Source organism: Kribbella sp. NPDC104218 (assembly GCF_055584105.1).
On the sequence record NZ_JBVJMQ010000002.1, the window covers coordinates 453724 to 470812 of the forward strand.

The 17089-nt window shown below is 69.7% G+C and carries 15 protein-coding genes; 11 read left to right on the forward strand and 4 right to left on the reverse strand.

The window, feature by feature from the left end; genetic code table 11:
- Positions 1-2 precede the first annotated feature (2 nt).
- The 8 genes from ACZ6ZD_RS18105 (at position 3) to ACZ6ZD_RS18140 (ending at position 11484) form a co-directional block, all read left to right on the forward strand.
- On the forward strand, positions 3-2147 hold the full coding sequence (locus ACZ6ZD_RS18105; protein WP_465673445.1) for a bi-domain-containing oxidoreductase: 2145 nt from the start codon (positions 3-5) through the stop codon (positions 2145-2147).
- On the forward strand, positions 2144-4072 hold the full coding sequence (locus ACZ6ZD_RS18110) for a heparinase II/III family protein (RefSeq protein ID WP_465673447.1): 1929 nt from the start codon (positions 2144-2146) through the stop codon (positions 4070-4072). Before ACZ6ZD_RS18105 ends, ACZ6ZD_RS18110 begins: the two co-directional genes overlap by 4 nt.
- A 147-nt stretch (positions 4073-4219) precedes the next feature.
- On the forward strand, positions 4220-5431 hold the full coding sequence (locus tag ACZ6ZD_RS18115; protein WP_465673449.1) for a Wzz/FepE/Etk N-terminal domain-containing protein: 1212 nt from the start codon (positions 4220-4222) through the stop codon (positions 5429-5431).
- Positions 5428-7053, forward strand: coding sequence for a YveK family protein (locus ACZ6ZD_RS18120; RefSeq protein ID WP_465673451.1), 1626 nt, complete (start codon positions 5428-5430; stop codon positions 7051-7053). Before ACZ6ZD_RS18115 ends, ACZ6ZD_RS18120 begins: the two co-directional genes overlap by 4 nt.
- Positions 7050-8276 carry a hypothetical protein gene (locus ACZ6ZD_RS18125; RefSeq protein WP_465673453.1) on the forward strand — a complete coding sequence of 409 codons (1227 nt, stop codon included), beginning with the start codon at positions 7050-7052 and terminating at the stop codon, positions 8274-8276. Before ACZ6ZD_RS18120 ends, ACZ6ZD_RS18125 begins: the two co-directional genes overlap by 4 nt.
- Positions 8276-9472: a glycosyltransferase gene (locus ACZ6ZD_RS18130; RefSeq protein WP_465673455.1), complete on the forward strand. Its 1197-nt coding sequence runs from the start codon at positions 8276-8278 to the stop codon at positions 9470-9472. The genes ACZ6ZD_RS18125 and ACZ6ZD_RS18130 overlap by 1 nt, the downstream gene beginning before the upstream one ends.
- Positions 9473-9506: 34 nt before the next feature.
- A complete protein-coding gene (locus ACZ6ZD_RS18135) occupies positions 9507-11105 on the forward strand; it encodes a right-handed parallel beta-helix repeat-containing protein (protein ID WP_465673457.1) in 1599 nt (532 codons plus the stop codon).
- Between the two features lie 7 nt (positions 11106-11112).
- Positions 11113-11484 (forward strand): hypothetical protein, encoded by a 372-nt coding sequence (locus ACZ6ZD_RS18140; protein ID WP_465673459.1) that lies wholly within the window; start codon positions 11113-11115, stop codon positions 11482-11484.
- A gap of 35 nt (positions 11485-11519) precedes the next feature.
- Here ACZ6ZD_RS18140 and ACZ6ZD_RS18145 read toward each other — a convergent pair whose 3' ends face one another.
- From ACZ6ZD_RS18145 to ACZ6ZD_RS18160, 4 genes are all read right to left on the reverse strand, one after another.
- A complete protein-coding gene (locus ACZ6ZD_RS18145) occupies positions 11520-12116 on the reverse strand; it encodes an RNA polymerase sigma factor (RefSeq protein ID WP_465673461.1) in 597 nt (198 codons plus the stop codon).
- A 99-nt stretch (positions 12117-12215) separates the two neighbouring features.
- A complete protein-coding gene (locus ACZ6ZD_RS18150; protein ID WP_465673463.1) occupies positions 12216-13742 on the reverse strand; it encodes a sugar transferase in 1527 nt (508 codons plus the stop codon).
- A gap of 266 nt (positions 13743-14008) precedes the next feature.
- The gene (gene pspAA, locus ACZ6ZD_RS18155) at positions 14009-14284 is read right to left on the reverse strand and encodes a PspA-associated protein PspAA (protein ID WP_465673465.1); all 276 of its coding nucleotides are present in this window, start codon (positions 14282-14284) and stop codon (positions 14009-14011) included.
- Positions 14281-15087 (reverse strand): PspA/IM30 family protein, encoded by an 807-nt coding sequence (locus tag ACZ6ZD_RS18160; protein ID WP_465673467.1) that lies wholly within the window; start codon positions 15085-15087, stop codon positions 14281-14283. Before ACZ6ZD_RS18160 ends, pspAA begins: the two co-directional genes overlap by 4 nt.
- A 166-nt stretch (positions 15088-15253) precedes the next feature.
- On the opposite strand from ACZ6ZD_RS18160, the gene ACZ6ZD_RS18165 reads away from it, so the two are divergent.
- Genes ACZ6ZD_RS18165 through ACZ6ZD_RS18175 form a run of 3 tightly spaced genes read left to right on the forward strand, consistent with a single transcriptional unit; the run spans position 15254 to position 17078 of the window.
- Complete coding sequence (locus tag ACZ6ZD_RS18165; RefSeq protein ID WP_465673469.1) at positions 15254-15844, forward strand: DUF3043 domain-containing protein; 591 nt, start codon at positions 15254-15256, stop codon at positions 15842-15844.
- Between the two features lie 14 nt (positions 15845-15858).
- Entirely contained in the window at positions 15859-16869 is a 1011-nt protein-coding gene (locus ACZ6ZD_RS18170) for an aldo/keto reductase family protein (protein WP_465673471.1), read from the forward strand.
- Positions 16866-17078 carry a hypothetical protein gene (locus tag ACZ6ZD_RS18175; protein ID WP_171670497.1) on the forward strand — a complete coding sequence of 71 codons (213 nt, stop codon included), beginning with the start codon at positions 16866-16868 and terminating at the stop codon, positions 17076-17078. The genes ACZ6ZD_RS18170 and ACZ6ZD_RS18175 overlap by 4 nt, the downstream gene beginning before the upstream one ends.
- The last annotated feature ends 11 nt before the right edge of the window (positions 17079-17089 follow it).

The following is a 17089-nucleotide window of genomic DNA, read 5'->3' on the forward strand; positions in this document are numbered from 1 at the left end:
ATATGAAGCAGGTTGCGCAGAACTACAAGTCCGGCGAGCTGGCGGTTCTCGACGTCCCGCCGCCCGGGTGCCAGCCCGGTGGCGTGCTGGTGCGCTCGCTGTACTCGCTGATCTCGACCGGGACCGAGCTGATGAAGGTCGGCGAGGCGAAGCTGTCGCTGGTCGGCAAGGCGAAGGCGCGGCCGGACCAGGTGAAGAAGGTCCTGGACACGGTCGCGCAGCAGGGTCTGCGGAACACGTACCAGAAGGTGATGAACAAGCTCGACTCCTACACGCCGCTCGGCTACTCGCTGTGCGGGGTCGTGGTGGAGGTCGGCACCGGGGCCGAGGAGTTCTCGGTCGGTCAGCTGGTCGCTGCCGCGGGCAACGAGTTCGCGCTGCACGCGGAGTACAACTGGGTGCCGGTGAACCTGTGCGTGCCGGTGCCGGACGGGGTGCGGCCGGAGGAGGCCGCGTTCTCGACGGTCGGCGCGATCGCGATGCAGGGCGTCCGGCAGGCGGAGGTCCAGCTGGGTGAGACCGCGGTCGTGATCGGGCTCGGGCTGGTCGGTCAGCTGTGCGTGCGGCTACTGGTCGCGGCCGGCGTCCGCGTGTTCGGGATCGACACCGTCGAGGACCGCTGCCGGATGGCGGAGAAGGCGGGCGCACTGCACTGCTCGTCGCCGGACGACGTCGCCGCGCTCGAGCGGTCGTTGCTCGCGGCATCCAACGGCCTGGGCGCCGACCACATCCTGCTCGCCGCCGGCGGCTCCTCCAACGGACCCGTCGAGACCGCCGCCCGCCTGGCCCGCGACCGCGCCCGCGTCGTCGACATCGGCAAGACCAAACTCGACCTGCCCTGGAACGCCTACTACGACAAAGAACTCGACCTCCGCTTCTCCCGCTCCTACGGCCCCGGCCGCTACGACGACCGCTACGAGCTCCAGGGCATCGACTACCCGGCCGGCTACGTCCGCTGGACCGAACGCCGCAACCTCGAGTGCTTCGTCGACCTCATCGCCCGCGAACAAATCGACGTAGGCTCCCTCATCGCCGCCACCTTCCCCATCGCCGAAGCCACCGACGCCTACGCCAAGCTGTCCAACGGCTCCGTCCCCGGCGTCGGCTTCCTCTTCGAATACCCCGACGTACCGTCGGAGGAGACGAAGCAGGTCGCACCGCAGGTTGCGCGCCCGGCCAAGAGCACGAGCGGCGCGGTGCGGTTGGGGTTTGTGGGGGCTGGGAATTATGCGTCGAGCATGTTGTTGCCGCATTTGCAGTCGAATGATGACGCGGTGCTGGCGCGGGTGGCTACGAACAAGAGTTTGTCGGCGGCTAATGCGCAGCGGAAGTTCGGGTTCGAGGCGATCTCGACGAGTGCGGACGAGGTGCTGGGCGACGAGAGCCTGGATGCGATCTTCGTGGTGACTCGGCACAGTACGCATGCGGAGTTGACGTGCCGGGCGTTGGAGGCGGGCAAGGCGGTGTTCGTCGAGAAGCCGCTGGCGCTGACGAGTGACGAGGTCGACCGGATCGTGGCGACGGTGGAAGCGACCGGGAACGATCGGTTGATGGTCGGGTTCAATCGGCGGTTCGCGCCGTTGCTGACGGACCTGCGGCAGCGGTTCGGCGATCCGGGCGGGAACTCGTCGCTGCGGTACCTGGTGAACGCGGGGAAGCTCGATCCGTCGAGCTGGTACCTGGACCAGGGCAAGGAAGGCAGCCGGTTCGCGGGTGAGGGCGGGCACTTCATCGACACGCTGGCCTGGTGGCTCGACAGCACCCCGACCGAGGTGTACGCCGTCCCCGGGCCGGACGCCGGCGACGTCGTCGTGACGCTGCGGTTCGCGAACGGGTCGGTCGGGACGATCAGCTACGTGGGCGGCGGCAACGCACGCTTCCCGAAGGAGACGATCGACATCACCGGCGGCGGCCGCAACGCGCGCCTGGACAACTTCGGCAGCGCCTCGGTCTGGAGCGGCCGCAAGCCCGCGACCCGCAAGGCGCGCGGGACCGACAAGGGTCAGCGCGTCGAGCTGGAGCGCTTCGTCCAGGCCGTGAAGACCGGCAGCCCGATGCCGATCTCCCTCGACTCGCTCATCGCCACCACCCGCGCCACCATCGCCGTCGACCGGAGCCTCGCCAGCGGCGCCCCGGAAAAGGTATGAGCCGTCAGCCCATCGGGTGGTACGTCCGGCGGCTGCGCCGGATGTCCCCCGCCGAACTGATCTGGCGCACCACCGACCACGGACGACGGACCACCTGGGCCTACCAGCAGGTCCGTCCCGGCCAGGACCCGCAACCGCCGGGCAGCCTGCGTAAGGACCTGACCTTCCGGACGACGCTCCCGCACCAGACGGCGTGCGGCGTCCCGGAGGCGGCCCGGGCGCAGGTGATCGCGACGGCCGACGAGATCCTGGCCGGCCGGCTCGAAGTCCTCGGCACCGACCGGACGGACCTCGAAGCGCCGGACTGGTTCCGTGACCCGATCACCGGCCGCCGGTCCGACCCGGCGCAGTACGTGTTCCGGCTGAACCACCGCAACGAGGACGCCGTCGGCAACATCAAGCAGGTCTGGGAGCTGTCCAGGCATCACCACCTCACCCAGCTGGCCGCCGCCTGGTACCTGACACACGACGACAAGTACGCCGACCGCGTCGCCGAACACCTCAACGACTGGTGGCGGTCGAACCCGTTCCTGTCCGGCGTGCACTGGGCGAGTGGGATCGAGGTCGGCATCCGGCTGATCAGCTGGACCTGGATCCGCCGGCTGCTGAACGACTGGCCCGAGATCACCGATCTGTTCGAGCACAACGAGCTGGCGCTGAACCAGATCCACTGGCACCAGCGCTATCTGGCCGCGTTCCGCAGCCGCGGCTCATCGGCCAACAACCATGTGATCGCCGAGGCCGCCGGCCAGCTCGTCGGCGCCTGCGCGTTCCCCTGGTTCCGTGAGAGCGCGAAGTGGCGCACCGACGCCGCAGCCCTGCTGGAGCGCGAGCTGGACGCCAACACCTTCCCCTCCGGCGTCAACCGCGAGCTGGCCACCGACTACCACCGCTTCGTCTCCGAGCTCGGCCTGTACGCCGCTCTGGAGGCAGACCTGGCCGGACACCCACTCAGGCCGGCGACCTGGTCCCTGCTGACCCGGACGGCGGATGTCTCCGCAGCCATCGTCGACAGCACGCTCCGACCACCACGCCAGGGTGACGACGACGAAGGCATGGTCCTGGTCCTCGACCCGCCGAACGTGCACAGCTGGTCGGCGTACGTCGCCCTGGCCGGAGCCGTCGTCGGGACGGCGTCCTGGTGGCCGACCGTCCCGGAGACCGCGACGTCCGTCCTGGTTGGCGCGCTGGTCGAGGGGACGCAGGGCGACCGCCCTGCGGAGAAGCCGGGTCACTTCAACGACGCCGGGCTGACCATCCTGCGCAGCAGCGACGACGGGCCCGAAATCTGGGCCCGCGGGGACGCCGGTCCGCACGGCTTCTTGTCGATCGCAGCACACGCACACTGCGACGCACTGTCGCTGGAGGTCCGCGTCGGCGGTGTCGACGTCCTGGCCGACCCAGGAACGTACTGCTACCACGGCGAAGAGGAGTGGCGGAACTACTTCCGCTCCACGATCGGCCACAACACCGTCGAAGTGAGCGGCGCCGAACAGTCCACCTGGGGCGGACCGTTCCTCTGGCTCCGCGGCGCGACCGGTCGCCTCCGCCAGTACGACAAATCGACCTGGGACGCCGAACACGACGGCTACGCCCCAGCAACGCACAGACGGCACACCCGCCTGGACGACGGCGTCCTGCGCGTCGAGGACCACCTGGACACGGCAGCCGACGTCCGCATCGCTTGGCACCTCGGACCGGACGTAACCGCCGAGCTGGACGGCGCCACGGCCCGCCTCACCTGGCCGGCTGGTTCCGCGGTCGCCGAGCTCCCAGCCGAGCTGAACTGGGAGGCGCACCGAGGTGGCGAGCTGGGTTGGTACTCCCCGCGCTTCGGTCGCAAGGTGCCTTCTACCACGCTCATCGGCTCCGGACGGATAACTCCGGAGAGTCCTGCGACGAGTACCTTCCGTTTTCGCAGTTAACGGTGTATCAAGGCAGGCTGTGCCCCCTCTATATACGCGAACGATTGACGTTCTTGGAGGGGGCACCGTGAGGGAGCGCAGCGACCGAACAAATAGGCAGAGCAGCGCCTGCGCTCAAGCCGTAGCTGAGCGAAGCGAGGCGAAGGCGTGAGCGCTCAGCAGCTGGATGTGAAGAAGTCGTGGCAGGCGATCCGGCGGTCGCGGCTGCTGATGGCTGTGATGGCCGTGGTCGGTCTGCTGCTCGGTGTGGCCTATGCGTTCGTGCGGCCGCCGATGTACACGTCCGCCGCGCTGGTGGTGCTGCCGCCGCCGGCCGCGGTCGCGGGCTCGACGACGGGTTCGCAGAGTATCGAGACCCAGGTGTACATCGCCGAGAGCGGTCCGGTCCTGCACAGCGCCGGCCAGAACCTGCAGCCCGCGCTGCCCACCGAGACGGTCCGGTCGCGGGTGAAGGCCACCGCGGTCACCGACGACGTGATCCGGATCGAGGCGAAGGGCACCTCGGCGCGCCAGTCCGTCCGGCTCGCCAACGCGGTCGCGCAGGTCTACCTCGTCTTCGTCACGACCGACAAGCAGCTGCCGGGTGACCTCGGCAAGCGCACCGGCGCCCGGCTGCTCGAGAGCGCCGCTGAGGCGCACGGCGGCAACATGTTCGTCCACGCGGCGACGTACGGCGGTCTGGGCGCACTGCTCGGCGCGGTCGCCGGCGCGATCATCGTGCTGGCCCGGGCCCGTGGCGACCGCAGGCTGCGGCTGCGTGACGAGATCGCGGACGCCGTCGGGCTGCCGGTCCTCGCGTCGGTGTCCTCCTACCCGGCCCAGGACCCCTCCGACTGGGCCGACCTGCTGGAGAACTACACGCCGACCGCGGTCGACGCCTGGAGCCTGCGCAAGACGCTGCACCACCTCGAGCTGGACGCCAAGGGCGGCCCGCCGCTCTCGCTGACCGTCATCACCTTCGCCGACGACGACAAGGCCCGCTCGCTCGGCCCGCAGCTGGCCGCGTTCGCCTCGACATTCGGCATCACCACCTCGCTGGTGATCGACCAGATCCACGCCGACGCCCGCGGGAACGTTGCCCTCGACATCTATCTGACGCTGGTCGACCGGGACGAGCCGCAGCCCGAGGGCGAGCCGACCACCCGGACCATCATCGCGCTCTCGGCCGGCACCGTGACCGCCGAGGAGCTGGCCCGGCTGGCGGTCGCCACCACCGCCGACGACCGGACCATCGACGGCATCGTCGTCACCGATCCCGACCCGTTCGACCGGACGATCGGCCGGGTCGCGCAGTCGCAGCGCCGTTCGGGCTCGCGGCTCCCCACGCTTCTCACCGGAACGGCAAGGCGGAACCGATGACGAACCACCAGTACTCCGAGCCGGCGGGCGCCAGCAGCCGGTGGGACGACGAGGACGGCCTGTTCGACGCCGAGCGGACGAGCAGCGCGCCGCCGGACAGCCTGGTGACGTTCCGGTTCCTGCGGGACGCCGTCGTCCGGCACCTGCGGTTGTGGCTGATCCTCGCGATCGCCGGGTTCGGCATCGGCCTGGCGACGCACTTCGTCCTGCCCGCGCCGCACGCGGCCTCGGCCCGGCTGCTGATCACCACCCGCGAGGGCGACGACCCGTCGAAGGCGATGGCCACCGAGGTCAGCCTGGCCACCACGCGGACCGTCGCGCACCGGGTGATCGCGACGCTGAAGCTGCCTGACGCGCCGGACGACCTGCTGGCCCGCTACACCGCCGAGCCGATCACCAGCCGGGTGCTGGAAATCAAGGCCACCGCGAAGACCGACGCCGAGGCCACCACGCTGGCCACGACCGTCGCGCAGACCTACCTGAAGTTCCGCCGCGAGCAGATCGCGGCCCAGGACGTCCCGCTGAAGCGCGACCTGACCGCCGCGCAGAACGAGGTCACGCTCGCCGAACAGGCCGTCCGCGCCGGCGGCGACGACCCGCTGGACCCGCAGCGCCCGAACAGCCCGGAGGTGACCCGGCTGAACGCGGCACAGGACAAGGTCAAGTTCGTCCAGCAGCAGCTGCTCGACTCGACGACGTCCGCCGCGAAGATGAACAGCAGCCGGCTGCTCGATGCGCCGGCGGCACTGCCCAGCTCGGCCAAGCGGATGCTCGCGCTGAAGGCCGCCACCGGTCTGGTCGCAGGGCTGTTCCTCGGCCTCGGCTTCGTGATCGTGCGAGCCCTGATCTCGGACCGGCTCTGGAAGCGTCAGGACATCTCCAACGCGCTGGGCGCCCGCATCCGGCTCAGCACCGGCCGTCCGCCGCGCAGCTGGGTGCCGTTCTCCCGCTTGCTGCGGACGTCGCAGTCCAAGCACCCAGGGATCAAGCTGCTGTCGCAGCACCTGAGCCGGCGGATCGTCTGGACCAAGCGGCCGACCCCGGCCGTGGTCGTGGTCAGCGTCGATGACCTGCAGGCCTGTTCGCTGGCCGTGGCGTCGCTCGCGGTCTCGCTGGCCGACGAGGGTAAGCACATCCTCGTCGCCGACCTGACCGGGACGCGCGCTCTCGCGAGCAAGCTCGGCGTCACCGAGACCGGCGTCCACGACTCGAAGTTCGCCGAGCAGGGACGCCGGATCGCGGTCCACCTGCCTGCCAAGGGCGCTCTGCCGCCCGAGGGCTGCTACCTGCGGGTCGGCGACAACAACCGGCCCGCCGGCTCCGGCGACGTCCAGCTCGATGCTGCCTGGGAGGCGGCCGACCTGGTGCTCACCCTCGCGGTCCTGTCCCCCGCCCTCGGCGCCGATCACCTCGGCAGCTGGGCGTCGCGGGCGGCCGTCGTCGTGACGTCCGGCCGGTCGACCGCGACCACGGTCCGGTCGACCGGTGACATGCTGCGCCTGGCCGGGCTCGAGATCGACACCGCGATCGTGCTGAACGCCGACAAGACCGACGAAGGAATCGGCGTCGCCGACGCGGAGGCAGCGCCGCCGGCTGCCGACCTCGAGATGTTCTCCCGATGACCACACTCACCGCGCTCGCGGCGCGGTTGCCCAAACCCGGCTTCCGGCCGGTGCCACCGGAACGCCGGCGGCGCCGGCGGGTCCAGCTGGTGTGGGCGCTGCTGGTGCTGAACGTACTCACGTTCTTCCCGGACTTCGACCTGCTCATCCCGATCCCCGGTCCGGTCGGCAAGCTGATCGCCCAGGGCTCGCTGCTGGTCGCGGCACTGCTGGTACTGACAGTCAATCGGCCGCTCCGGGTCCGGCCGAGCGTCTACATCTTTCTGGCCACGCTGCTGGTGACTGAGGCGATCGTCTCCAGCCTGCGCGCAGAGTTCCTGCTCGGCGCGCTCTACCGGTCCGGGCGGCTGAGCCTGTTCGTCCTGGTCCTCTGGTTGCTGTCGCCGTGGTGGACCCGCCGCGACCTCCTCCTGATCAGAACGCACCTGATGGTGCTGTGGGCAATCATCGGCTCCGTCGTCCTCGGTCTGGTCATCGCACCCGGCATCGCGATGTCCGACGAGCGGCTCGCCGGCGTCATCTGGCCGATCCCGCCGACCCAGGCCGGTCACTACGCCGCTGTCGCCACCGGGCTGACCGCCGTCCTGTGGCTGGCCGGGCTGCTCCGCAAGGAACTCGCACTGCTCAGTGTGCTGGTCGCAGTGCCAGTACTGCTGCTGACGCACACCCGGACGGCGCTGGTCGCGCTGCTGGCAGGTGTGCTGATCGCGGGCCTCAGTCTGTTCACGGCACGACGCCGGGTCCGGCGGTCGTTCGCGATCGGGATCGGTGTCTTCTCGGTCGGTGCGCTGACGCTCGGCTCCGTCGTGACCACCTGGCTGGCCCGCGGCCAGGATCCGGATGAGGTCGGCGCACTGACCGGACGCCGTGCGGTGTGGGAGGCGATCCTCGCGCAGCCGCGATCGACGTTCGAGACGTTCTTCGGCTTCGGGCTGTCCAACAAATCGTTCACCGGGCTGCCGATCGACAGCAACTGGCTCGGCACCTACTACGACGTCGGCTTGCTCGGTGTCGCGTTCAACATCGCCATGGTGCTGTTCGTGCTGGTCGGCGCCTGGTTCACCCCGCAGGGGCCGCGGCGGGCGCTCGCGCTGTTCCTGGTCGCGTACTGCGTCGTCGCGTCGTTCACCGAGACCGGGCTGAGCGAGGCGTCGCCGTACCTGCTGGAGCTGACACTGGCCGCGTCGCTGGTGTATCCGAGACCGTCCCGGGAAGGCGCCTGATGAAGATCCTGCTGGTGCACAACAGGTACCGGTCGACCGCTCCGAGCGGCGAGAACCGCGTCGTCGACCAGGAGCAGGCGGCGCTGGCCGAGCTCGGCCACGACGTCCGGCTGTTCGAGCGGCAGAGCGACGAGATCGAGGAGTGGCCGGTCTGGAAGAAGGCCACGCTGCCGGCGCGCGTCGTCTGGAACCCGACCAGCAAACGCGACCTGGCTGCGGAGCTGCAGGACTTCCGGCCTGATGTGGTGCACGTCCACAACACCTTCCCGGTGCTCAGCCCGTCGGTGCTCTACGCGTGCCGCGCCGCGAAGGTGCCGGTTGTCATCACGCTGCACAACTACAAGTTGCTCTGCGCAAGTGGCGACTTCTACCGCGAAGGCTCGGTCTGCCACGACTGCGCGGGCGGCAACCCGCTGCCCGCCGTCCGGAACAGCTGTTACCGCGGCTCCAAGCTGGCCACGGCGACGACCGTCCTGAACACGCGCTCACATCGGCGCAGCTGGCGGAACCTGGTGTCGGCGTACCTGTTCATCTCCGACTCGCAGCGCCAGCTGCTCGCCGGAATGGACTTCGACGCCGACCGCAGCTTCGTCCGGCACAACTACGTCCCGTACGACGGTCCGCTCGCGACCGAGGCCCAGCGGCAGGTGGCGTACGTCGGCCGGCTGGACGCGGCCAAGGGCGCGCCGCTGCTGATGAAGGGCTGGGACGCGTACCGCGAGATCGCCGGGGACGACGCGCTGCGGCTGGTGATCGCCGGCGGCGGGCCGATGCTCGACGAGGTGACCGCCTGGGCGGCCGACCGGCCGTCGGTCGAGCTGCGCGGGATGCTCGCCAAACCCGACATCTTCGAGCTGATCGGCCAGTCCCGCGCGGTCGTGCTGCCGTCGGAGTGGGAGGAGACGTTCGGGCTCGTCGTGGTCGAGGCGATGGCGGTCGGCGTCCCGCTGCTCGCCTCCGCACACGGTTCCTTCACCGAGCTCGTAACCGAGGGCGTCGACGGAGAGTTGTTCGATCCGGGCCGTCCGGCCGAGCTGGCCAAACTCCTGCTCGACGTGGACACCGCCCCCGACAAGTACGCCGAACTGGGCCGGAACGCCCGGACGACGTACGAGACCCGGCACGACCCGACCAGCAATCTCCAGCAACTGCTCGACGTCTACCGGTTCGCGATCGCGCATCCGGTACCGAGCTAGCCAGACCAGCCCGCCAGGCCCCGAAGGAAGAATCATGGAACAGCGCACATCCCGGTGGTACCGCTCCCGACGCCTCCTCGTCGGCGGGAGCGCGGTCGCCCTGGTCGCGCTGGTCTCGACCGCCGCCTTGCTGACCGGCGGCGACACGCTCCGCGTCGGCGGCGGGGCCGGCGGGACGACGACCACGCCGGCCAAGGCCCAGACCGCTCCGACCAAACCGCCGGTGACGATCTGCGGGAACCTGCAGGCCCTCAGCGGCCCGGCCACCCCGCCCCCGGGCGCCGTCTCGGTGACCACCGCGCAGAACCTGCAGGACCTGACCGCCGCCCGCCCGGCCGGGACGACGTTCTGGCTCGCCCCCGGCACGCACCGGCTCGGCGACGGCGAGTTCGTCCAGGTGATCCCGAAGGAGGGCAACCGGTACATCGGCGCGCCCGGCGCGATCCTGGACGGCGGTAACAAGAACAAGTACGCCTTCACCGGCTACGCGGCCAAGGTGAGTATCAGCCACCTGACCATCCAGAACTTCGGCAAGGCGCGCGGCAACAACGACGAGGGCGTCGTCAACCACAACTCCGCTCCCGGCTGGACGCTCGAGGCGAACACCATCCAGCGCAACGCGGGTGCGGGGCTGATGATCGGCAGCAACAACACCATCCGCGGCAACTGCCTGCGCGACAACGGCCAGTACGGCTTCAACGCCTACCACCCCGACCGCGTCCAGACCGTCACGGTCGAGCGCAACGAGATCACCGGGAACAACACCGACGACTGGGAGAACCTGCGGGCCGGCTGCGGCTGCACCGGCGGCGGGAAGTTCTGGGCGGTGGCCGGGGCGAACGTGCGCGGCAACTGGATCCACGACAACCACGGCGCCGGGATCTGGGCCGACACCAACAACTCGGCGTTCACGATCGAGGACAACTACATCTCCGGCAACTACGCCGAGGGGCTGATCTACGAGACCAGCTACAACGCGATGATCCGGCGCAACGCGTTCATCCGCAACGGCCTCGGCAAGGGCCCGCTGAACGAGGGCTTCCCGGCCCCGGCGGTCTACATCTCCGAGTCCGGCGCCGACAAGCGGGTCGCCGGGCTGTACGGCGACGCGTTCGAGGTGACCGAGAACGTCTTCACCGACAACTGGTCCGGGGTGATCCTGTGGGAGAACGCCGACCGGTTCGCCGGCTCACCGGCCAACACCAGCACCGGCTCCGGCACGCTGGTGAACCCGTCGGTGGTCACGATCAAGTCATGCAACGCGCAGAACATCTCCAAGCAGCCCTACCTCGGCGACTGCCGCTGGAAGACGCAGAACGTTCGCGTGCACGGCAACACCTTCAACCTGAACCCGGACAAACTCGGCGACAAGTGCTCGTCCAGCAGCGGCTGCGGCTACAACGGCATCTTCTCGAACTGGGGCACGTTCCCGGACTGGTCGCCGTACCAGGCGCGGACGATCGAGGACGCGATCACCTTCAAGCAGGCCAACAAGTTCTACGCCAACACCTACAGCGGCCCGTGGAACTTCAACGTGCACGAGCAGGGCAACTCGGTGAACTGGGCGGCCTGGCAGGGTGCGCCGTACGGGCAGGACGAGGACAGCGTCATCAAGATCGCCGGGGAGCGCTGAGCCCTCGATGACCCTGCCGCCCCCCGAGCTCGGCCCGACCGGTACGCAGATCGCTCTGCTGCGCTCGGTCGGCTATGCCGCGTTCGGCCGGCACGAGCAGGGTCTCGACGTCCTCGACGTCATCTACGACAGCCTGGTCGACGCGCCGGACAGCCGCTGCGACGAGCGGCGGCTGCGGTTCGTCGGCCACGGCATCACGCTGGACGTCGACGTCCACGGGCAGGCCGATCTGACCGTGGAGCTCCGGGTGTCGCCGGCCGGGCCGGTGGCGGTGGAGTCCCGCGGCAGCGACGCCGGGACGGCGCGGCTGGTCAGCTTCCTGCTCAGCTGGCCGAACAGCACTCGGCGCCCGGTCCGCACCGCCTGGATCATGCTCTGACGGTGCGGCGCCGGGCGCCTCGTAGTTCTGCTGCCTCAGGAGGCAAGCAGCAGTCTGAGTTTGTCCAGACAGCGGCCGCGGATCGGGCCGATACTGCCGATCGGGATCCCGATCTGCTTGGAGATCTCGGCGTACGGCGCGGGCGGGTCGGCCATCAGCATGCCGAGCAGCTGCTGCCAGCGATCCGGTAGCTGCTGCAGGGCCTCGCGGACGTCGGCCGCCCGCTCGAGCGCGATCAGGTCGGCGTCCAGCTCGGGCTGGTCACCGGAGACCTCCTCGAAGGCCGCCGACTCGTAGGTGAGCAGCACCCGCTTGCGGAACGCCAGCACCCGCAGGCATTCGCGCCGCGTGGTGACGACCAGCCAGGCGCCGACCCGCTCGGGGTCGACGCGGTGGATGTGCTCGAGCAGCCGCAGCCAGACCACCTGCGAGACGTCCGCGGCATCGCTGTCGCTGAGCCGGAAGCTGCGCGTGACGGCCCAGACCAGCCGCGCATAGTGGTCGACCAGCCGGCTCCACGCCCCCTGGTCCCCGGACGCGGCCTGGATCACCAGGGTCGCGGCCTCGGACCGCATGGCAGCCGTCGTCGATTCGGAATCAGTACCGGACTCGGCACTGAGGTGTTGCACCATGAATTCCCCCCTCGGGAATGCACCGCAAAGTGTCGTCGCACGCCCGTGCGTGCTTGCTGATCCGCATCGGCCGACCCCCATCGGCCGCGCGGAGGGTTGTCAGTAGGCGCCGTCACTACCCAGGACGGCGCGGGCGGTCTTCCAGAGGATCAGCAGATCCAGCGCGATCGACCAGTTGTCGGCGTACCGCAGGTCGAGCCGCATCGACTCCTCCCAGGTCAGGTCGCTGCGTCCGCTGACCTGCCACAACCCGGTCAGACCCGGTTTCACCAGCATCCGGCGGGCGTCGTCGATCGCGTACTGCGCGACCTCGGCGGGTAGCGGCGGCCGCGGGCCGACCAGGGACATCTCGCCGCGCAGGACGTTGATCAGCTGCGGCAGCTCGTCGATCGAGAACCGCCGCAGGTACCGGCCGACCTTGGTCACCCGCGGGTCGTCGCGGAGTTTGAAGAGGATCCCGTTGCCCTCGTTCAGCGCGACCAGCTCGGCCTTGCGGGCTTCGGCGTCCGCGACCATCGTGCGGAACTTCAGCATCGGGAACTGCGCCCCGCCGCGGCCGACCCGGGTCTGCTTGAACAGCACCGGCCCCCGGCTGGTCAGCTTCACCAGCAGACCCGCGACGAGCAGGATCGGCGCGACGGCGATCAGCAGCAGACCGCCGACCACCCGGTCGAAGATGCTCTTCAGCAGGTGCGGACCGCCGCTGACCGACGGCCGCTCCAGGTGCAGCAGCGACAACCCGGCCACCGGCCGGATCGAGATCCGCGGACCGGCGACCTCGACGATCCCTGGGGAGACGATCAGCTCGACCCCCCGCTGCTCGAGCGCCCAGGACAGTTTGCGCAGCGAATGGCCGGTGAGCTCGGGGTCGGCGGCGACCGCGACGACGTCCACGTCGTACTGGTCGACACCAGCCAGGATGTCCATCTCGGTCCGGCCCAGCCGCTCGGGCTCCGGCTCCTCGAACGCGTCACCGCGCGGCAGGCAGGTCGCCACCACGACATACCCGTCGGCCGGCCGCTCCTCCAGATGCCGCCGCAAGGTGGTCACCTGCTCGTTGCGCCCGACGACGAGTACCCGGCGCATACAGCGCCCGGCGAACCGCCGCCAGGAGATCTGCCGGTGCAGCAGCCAGCGGCCGAACATCGCCGCCAGACACGTCATCGGCACCGCCAGCAGCACGAAGCCGCGCGCGACCTCGCTCTTGGTCGCGTACGACGTGATCGCGACGGCCGCGGTCAGCCCGACGGCCGCCCGGATGATGGACCGGAACTCCTCCGGCCCGGTGCCGAAGTAGCGGCTCTCGTAGCCGCGCGCCAGCGCCACACAGCCCAGCCACGCGATCGGCAGGATCGCCCCGAGGACGACGTAGCCGAGGTTGATCTGGGCCCCGAACCGGCCGACGAGCGCCAGCGACACCCCGATCAGCGCGGCCGCGAGGTCCCCGGCGAGCGCGGCCCACCGGTACTTCGCCACCCAGCGCGCCTCGGTGAAACGCGCCGACCTCGGCACGACCGCCGGTACCTCGTCCGGAACTACCCAGACCGGCCGACGACGTTCCCCCGAAGTCGCCGGCCGAAGATCGGCCGGTTCGGCCAAACCTTCGGACATGACAATTTCAGTCACGCACAGTCACCCCCCACAGGTGAACAGCGAACCCCGCGACCAACCCACTCCCCGTCACGGACTTCGTCCAAACGCCGCCCCCACAACGGCGTGGGCACGAGAGTACTACGTCGATCCCGCCACCGACAGTATTGATCGCGAGTGTTTACCCGCGCGTCATCGGCCGGGCCCCGAAGGAAACGACAAGACCCCCGGGAGAACCGTTTCCGGTCCCGGGGGTCTCGCAAATCACCCGAACGGGCGCTCGCGCAGGGGTCGGTGCCGAATCAGCCGGCGATCAGGCCGTCGCCGCTGATCAGCTCGCGCATCTCCGACAGCGAGCTGTCACTCGGCGGCAGGATCGCGTCGGAGTCGTGCAGCACCTCGTCCGGCACCTTCTCACCCGAGCGGACGAAGTCGAGCAGGGCGGCGAACGCCGTCCGGAAGCCTTCCTCGTCACCGGCCGAGACGGCCTTCTCCAGGTCGCCGTCGACCGCGTTCAGGTCGTCGAGCTTCTCGTCGGCGAGCTGCCACTGGCCCTCACCCATGATGCGAACGATCATCGAACGTCTCCGTCCTGCGGTCGGGCCGGTTCCGCGGCCGGCTGCTGCACTGGCTGCTGAGCGGGTGTCGCGGCCTCACCGGACAACTGCTTGGGGGTGCTGCCCCCGGCGAGCTGGGCCTTCATCGCGGCCAGCTCGTCGTCGACGCCGGAAGTGGACGACATCCGCTCCAGCTCCAGGGTGATGCTGTCCTTCTGCGTGCCGGAGGCGTCGTCGAGCGCGCCGGAGGCGAGCAGCTCGTCGATCGCGCCGGCCCGGGCCTGCATCTGCTGGGTCTTGTCCTCGGCGCGCTGCACGGCCAGGCCGACGTCGCTCATCTCCTCGGAGATACCGGAGAAGGCCTCGTTGATCCGGGTCTGCGCCTCGGCCGCGGTGTAGGTGGCCTTGATGGTCTCCTTACGGGTCCGGAAGGACTCGACCTTGGCCTGCAGCCGCTGGGAGGCCAGCGTGAGCTTCTCCTCCTCGCCCTGCAGCTGCGCGTGCTGCGTGGTCAGGTCGTCGATCTGCCCCTGCAGCGCGGACTTGCGGGTCAGGGCCTCCCGGGCCAGGTCCTCACGACCCATCCCGAGCGCCTTCTGCGCCTGGTCCTGCAGCTTGGCCGACTGCGACTGCAGCTGGGACGCCTGGAGCTCCACCCGCTTGCGGCTGGTGGCCACATCGGCGACGCCGCGGCGCACCTTCTGCAGCAGCTCCAGCTGCTTCTGGTAGGAGTAGTCAAGGGTTTCGCGAGGATCCTCGGCCTTGTCCAGGGCGGAGTTCGCCTTGGCCTTGAAGATCGTCGACACTCGCCTGAAGATGCTCATCGATATCCGTACCCCTTCTGCGCCGGCCCGTCGACCCGGCGTGCGTGTCATCCACCCTATGTCCCTATGGGTCCCCACACCATCAGGACCGGCCCGGATAAAGTGGTGTTTAGTTCCGGGGACCACCCCGAGTCGCGACTGCCCTGCCGAATGAGGTTCAGACCCCGTGTTCCGTCGTACCAAGTCCGATACAACTACTGACACCGTACCCGCCGAGCCCCAGGGCAAGGCGGGCGGCAAGGGACGGCCGACGCCGTCGCGCAAGGAGGCCGAGGCCGCCCGCAAGGCGACCTTCAAGAAGCCCCGCAACCGGAAAGAGGCCGCGGCGCTGCGCCGGGACAAGGTCCGCGCCGAGCGCGCCAAGATGCAGGCCGCGATGCAGACCGGCGACGACCGGTACCTGCCGGCCGGCGACAAGGGCCCGATCCGCCGGTTCGCCCGCGACTACGTCGACGCCCGCTACTCGGTGATGGAGTTCGCGCTGCCGGTGCTGCTGGTGGTCTCGCTGGTCGGCGTCGTGTTCTCCCAGCAGTTCATCTGGCTGGCCGGCGTGGTGAACCTGTTCTTCCTCGGCATGATCCTGCTGATCGCGGGCGACTGGTTCCTGCTCTCGGCCGGGCTGAAGAAGGCCGTCGGGACGAAGTTCCCGAACGAGTCGGCCAAGGGGATCGGCTTCTACGCGGTCCGGCGGACCATGCAGATGCGCCGCTGGCGGCTGCCCAAGCCGCTCGTCAAGCGCGGCGAGAAGCCGTCCTGACGTAGGGTCGGGGTATGGACTTCCGCTATCTCGGCAACAGTGGTTTGAAGGTCAGTGAGATCTCCTACGGGAACTGGCTGACGCACGGTTCCCAGGTGGAGAACGAGCAGGCGGCGGCGTGTGTGCGGGCGGCCCTGGAGGCCGGCATCACCACGTTCGACACCGCCGACACCTACGCCAACACCAAGGCGGAGAGCGTGCTCGGCGACGCGCTGGCCGGTGAGCGGCGCGAGTCGCTGGAGATCTTCACCAAGGTCTACTGGCCGACCGGCCCCGGCGGCCCGAACGACGTCGGCCTGTCCCGCAAGCACATCCACGAGTCGGTCAACGCCTCGCTGAAGCGGCTGAAGACCGACTACGTCGACCTCTACCAGGCGCACCGGTTCGACACCGAGACGCCGCTCGAGGAGACCATGGAGGCGTTCGCCGACGTGGTCCGCCAGGGCAAGGCGCTCTACATCGGCGTCTCCGAGTGGACGGCCGAGCAGCTGCGCGAGGGCCACCGGCTGGCCCGCGAGCTGCGGATCCCGTTCGTCTCGAACCAGCCGCAGTACAGCATGCTGTGGCGCACGATCGAGGCCGAGGTGGTCCCGGCGTCCGAGGAGCTCGGGATCAGCCAGATCGTCTTCTCCCCGATCGCGCAGGGCGTGCTGACCGGTAAGTACCTGCCGGGCGCGCAGCCGCCGGAGGGCTCCCGGGCCACCGACGCCAACGGCGCGAACATGATCAAGCGGTTCCTGAACGACGACGTCCTGTCCCGCGTCCAGGAGCTGAAGCCGGTCGCGGCCGAGGCCGGGCTGGAGCTGTCCCAGCTGGCCGTCGCCTGGGTCCTGCAGAACCCGAACGTCGCCTCCGCGATCATCGGCGCCTCCCGGCCCGAGCAGGTCGCCGAGAACGTCAAGGCGGCCGGCGTCCGGCTGGAGGAGACCGTGCTCAAGCGGATCGACGAGGTGCTCGGCGGGATCGTCGAGCGCGACCCGGCCAAGACCGCGCAGAACTCCCCGCAGACCCGGCCGGGCCGATGAGCTGGGTGTGGCGGTTCGAGACCGCGAGCGGCGCCGTCGTCGACCCCAGTGAGGTCGGCGGCACGGAGTTCTCCGCCCAGGGCGACGCGGAGAGCTGGCTCGGCGAGGTCTGGCGCGAGCTGGCCGAGAAGGGCGTCGGCCAGGTCTTCCTGCTCGAGGACGGCCGTGAGGTCTACGGCCCGATGAGCCTGGCCGAGACGACCGACTGAATTCCCTGTGA

Excerpts from the sequence above, each read along its gene's own strand:
- pspAA (WP_465673465.1), bottom strand. The coding sequence starts at position 14,284 with ATGATCGTTCGCATCATGGGTGAGGGCCAGTGGCAGCTCGCCGACGAG.
- ACZ6ZD_RS18170 (WP_465673471.1), top strand. The coding sequence starts at position 15,859 with ATGGACTTCCGCTATCTCGGCAACAGTGGTTTGAAGGTCAGTGAGATC.
- ACZ6ZD_RS18175 (WP_171670497.1), top strand. The coding sequence starts at position 16,866 with ATGAGCTGGGTGTGGCGGTTCGAGACCGCGAGCGGCGCCGTCGTCGAC.
- ACZ6ZD_RS18105 (WP_465673445.1), top strand. The coding sequence starts at position 3 with ATGAAGCAGGTTGCGCAGAACTACAAGTCCGGCGAGCTGGCGGTTCTC.
- ACZ6ZD_RS18140 (WP_465673459.1), top strand. The coding sequence starts at position 11,113 with ATGACCCTGCCGCCCCCCGAGCTCGGCCCGACCGGTACGCAGATCGCT.
- ACZ6ZD_RS18130 (WP_465673455.1), top strand. The coding sequence starts at position 8,276 with ATGAAGATCCTGCTGGTGCACAACAGGTACCGGTCGACCGCTCCGAGC.
- ACZ6ZD_RS18135 (WP_465673457.1), top strand. The coding sequence starts at position 9,507 with ATGGAACAGCGCACATCCCGGTGGTACCGCTCCCGACGCCTCCTCGTC.
- ACZ6ZD_RS18120 (WP_465673451.1), top strand. The coding sequence starts at position 5,428 with ATGACGAACCACCAGTACTCCGAGCCGGCGGGCGCCAGCAGCCGGTGG.
- ACZ6ZD_RS18160 (WP_465673467.1), bottom strand. The coding sequence starts at position 15,087 with ATGAGCATCTTCAGGCGAGTGTCGACGATCTTCAAGGCCAAGGCGAAC.
- ACZ6ZD_RS18125 (WP_465673453.1), top strand. The coding sequence starts at position 7,050 with ATGACCACACTCACCGCGCTCGCGGCGCGGTTGCCCAAACCCGGCTTC.
- ACZ6ZD_RS18110 (WP_465673447.1), top strand. The coding sequence starts at position 2,144 with ATGAGCCGTCAGCCCATCGGGTGGTACGTCCGGCGGCTGCGCCGGATG.
- ACZ6ZD_RS18145 (WP_465673461.1), bottom strand. The coding sequence starts at position 12,116 with ATGGTGCAACACCTCAGTGCCGAGTCCGGTACTGATTCCGAATCGACG.